The sequence below is a fragment of the Borrelia crocidurae genome, assembly GCF_000825665.2.
Classification (GTDB): Bacteria; Spirochaetota; Spirochaetia; order Borreliales; family Borreliaceae; genus Borrelia; species Borrelia duttonii.
The window spans coordinates 808202-810896 of record NZ_LN609267.1 but is presented as its reverse complement, the minus strand read 5'-3'; the positions used below and the strand labels follow the sequence as shown (position 1 = coordinate 810896).

3 protein-coding genes, 1 tRNA gene and 1 pseudogene are annotated in these 2695 nt (G+C 27.0%); 2 read left to right on the top strand and 3 right to left on the bottom strand.

The window, feature by feature from the left end:
* Nucleotides 1–20 precede the first annotated feature (20 nt).
* Together BN1173_RS03900 and BN1173_RS03895 are read left to right on the top strand one after the other, a co-directional pair.
* Nucleotides 21–350, top strand: a complete 330-nt coding sequence (locus BN1173_RS03900) for a nucleoside triphosphate pyrophosphohydrolase family protein (protein ID WP_012539142.1) — start codon at nucleotides 21–23, stop codon at nucleotides 348–350.
* Nucleotides 351–384: 34 nt separating this feature from the next.
* A complete protein-coding gene (locus BN1173_RS03895; RefSeq protein ID WP_040236758.1) occupies nucleotides 385–1257 on the top strand; it encodes an undecaprenyl phosphate translocase family protein in 873 nt (290 codons plus the stop codon).
* A gap of 2 nt (nucleotides 1258–1259) precedes the next feature.
* On the opposite strand, the gene BN1173_RS03890 is transcribed toward BN1173_RS03895, so the two are convergent.
* The 3 genes and pseudogenes from BN1173_RS03890 to BN1173_RS03880 all read right to left on the bottom strand — a co-directional run bounded on the left by BN1173_RS03890 (nucleotide 1260) and on the right by BN1173_RS03880 (nucleotide 2690).
* Nucleotides 1260–1343 (bottom strand) — tRNA-Leu (locus BN1173_RS03890).
* A gap of 58 nt (nucleotides 1344–1401) precedes the next feature.
* A complete protein-coding gene (locus BN1173_RS03885) occupies nucleotides 1402–2127 on the bottom strand; it encodes a hypothetical protein (protein ID WP_246040056.1) in 726 nt (241 codons plus the stop codon).
* A pseudogene (locus tag BN1173_RS03880) lies at nucleotides 2108–2690 on the bottom strand (ATP-dependent Clp protease proteolytic subunit). The gene BN1173_RS03885 and the pseudogene BN1173_RS03880 overlap by 20 nt, the downstream one beginning before the upstream one ends.
* Nucleotides 2691–2695 lie beyond the last annotated feature (5 nt).

The window sequence follows — 2695 nt, the reverse complement described above, 5'->3', positions numbered from 1 at the left end:
ATATTAAACTAGTCTTAATTATGGAATTAAATGAATATCAAACAAAAGCTAAACAAACTGCAAAATATAAAAATAAAAAAGAAGAACTGATTTTAAGCACACTTGGCCTTGCTGGAGAAACAGGAGAAGTAGTAGAAAAAATAAAAAAATTAGGTCGAGATAAAGAATACGTCCTTGATGAGGAATATTTATTAGCAATAAAAAAAGAACTTGGTGACGTATTGTGGTATATTTCAAATTTAAGTAATAACCTTGGAATAACACTTGAAGATGTTGCAATCACAAATCTAGAAAAGTTAAAAAAAAGACATAAAAACGGTACAATTAGTGGTGAGGGTGATGAGAGATAACAAACATCAATTCTATGTAAATACATAAATTACGATGGGAATTTATATAAAAGGCCTCTTAATTGGTATCGCAAATATAATACCAGGCATTTCAGGAGGCACGATAGCCTTAATAACAGGAATATACTATAACATCATTTATTCGTCGACAAGTCTTGTAAAACTAAAAAGAGTAAAAGAAAACATAACTTTTTTGGGAAAATTATCACTCGGAATATTAACCTCAACAACAATATTTGCAAAAATACTCAAAAAATATATTTTAGACAATGCAACAAAAGAAATGTATTTAAATATATTTTTTATAGGACTAATACTAGGAAGTATATTTACATTAAAAACCGCAGTTTTATCCTTTTTCTTACTCCCTTTAATATTTGTACAAAAATTAATAATTTCTTTAGGATTTATATCTGGCCTTTTAACTATACTATTTCTCTTAATCCTAAAGCATCATAATGTATCACTAAACCTAACAACAAATCAAGATAAAACATCAATTCAATACTATTTATTACTTGCCTGTTCAGGAATAATAGGTGGTTCTGCAATGATATTACCAGGTATCTCAGGTTCACTCATATTATTAAGTCTTGGAACTTACAAAGAAATAATCAACATAATAGCACAAATTAAAATAATACCATGTATCATATTTAGTACTTTTACAATAATAGGCATAGGAATCACAATAATAATAATTAAAAAAACAATAGAAAAATACTTAATTGATTTTCTCTATCTATCCATAGGACTAATTTCAGGAACAATTATACAAATGATATTTCTTACAACCAAACTACAAATAAAACTTAATCTACAAATTTATGTCTTTTCAATTATCTTATTTATTGGCGGAATTTATATAAACAACCTACTTAACAATAAAAATAATCATAAAATTTGAAATACCGAAAACCGGACTTGAACCGGTACGGAGCTTCCTCCTCAGGATTTTAAGTCCTGTGTGTCTACCACTTCCACCATTTCGGCATCGGTAGTAATAATATAACAATGCAATAATGATGTCAAGAACTAAGAATTGCAAAACCTATTTAATTAAAATACTTTTTGGCAAGCCGCTCATATAAAAATTATTATACAAATAGCTTAAAACAACATACCTTAAAGAATGAATAGAAATTTGTGCTACAAAATTAGAATAAACCTTAGAACTAATGGCATTAATGATATAAAAAGGATTAATAGAATTATAAATTAAATTAAAAAAACCATTCTTAATAATCATATCTAACAAGATAAGTTCACTCTTATCTAAAATAAAAAGCAAATTTTCATACCTATAACTTAAATATTTAATTTGATCATTAACAAGATCAATATCCAAATTATTAGCTATTTTCTCATCAAAATTAAAAATAACAATCCCATAATGCCGATCTTTAAACACAAAATCAACAACCACACCCAATCTACATGCATAAAATCCCTCTATTAAATCTAAAATTTGAATTTTAATTTTTTCTTTAGAAAGAATACTTATTGATAAAATATCATTTTGTCCAATAAAATATGCATTTTGAAAATCTCCAAATGCAACTTTATTATTAATAATATCCAACTCCTCTTTATTCTTTAAATTTTTAACAATCACTACATCAAAATCAAAAAAAGATAGATTATAAGCAATATCTACTAACGCATTAATTGAAATCAAATTTTTTTGGAAATTAATAACACTAAATTCCAAAATACTAAAATCTCTTTTCGGAAAACTACAAGATAATACCAACAAACTAAGAAATAAATTTCTCAAGTTCAAGTCTAGTAGTAATAATCTGAAAGACAAGCCCATATTTTACTGCTGATTCGCTGTCTAACCAAAAATCTCTATCAGTATCTTTTTCAACTTTATTAAGCTCCTGGCCCGTCTCTTTTGCAATAATATCATTAAGTTCACTCTTAATTTTATTAAGCTCATTTGTATAAATTTCAATATCTGTAGCAACACCTTTAAAACCGCTTAATGGTTGGTGCAATAAATATCTTGCATGTGGCAAAGAAAACCTACTCTTTGAATCTGCTGCTAAGAAAATCAAAGCACCAGCACTTGCAACAAGCCCAACTCCAATCGTAAAAACTTTGGGCCTTACAAAACGTATCATATTAAAAATAGCAAAACCAGCATCAATGTCACCACCTTCTGAATCAATATAAACAAATATTGGTTTTGTAGAATCTGATGCTTCTAAAAATAATATTTTTTCTTGAAACAACTTAGAAGTATCTTTATCAATTTCACCTGTAATAACTATTGATCTACTCTTTAATGCAAATTCTAATAGCTTTTTGTATTTCTGTTTTCACATTGCCTTTCATTGTAC

What these genes read in the sequence shown, in the direction of transcription:
- BN1173_RS03900 (WP_012539142.1), top strand. Translation starts at nt 21, where the DNA reads ATGGAATTAAATGAATATCAAACAAAAGCTAAACAAACTGCAAAATAT.
- BN1173_RS03895 (WP_040236758.1), top strand. Translation starts at nt 385, where the DNA reads ATGGGAATTTATATAAAAGGCCTCTTAATTGGTATCGCAAATATAATA.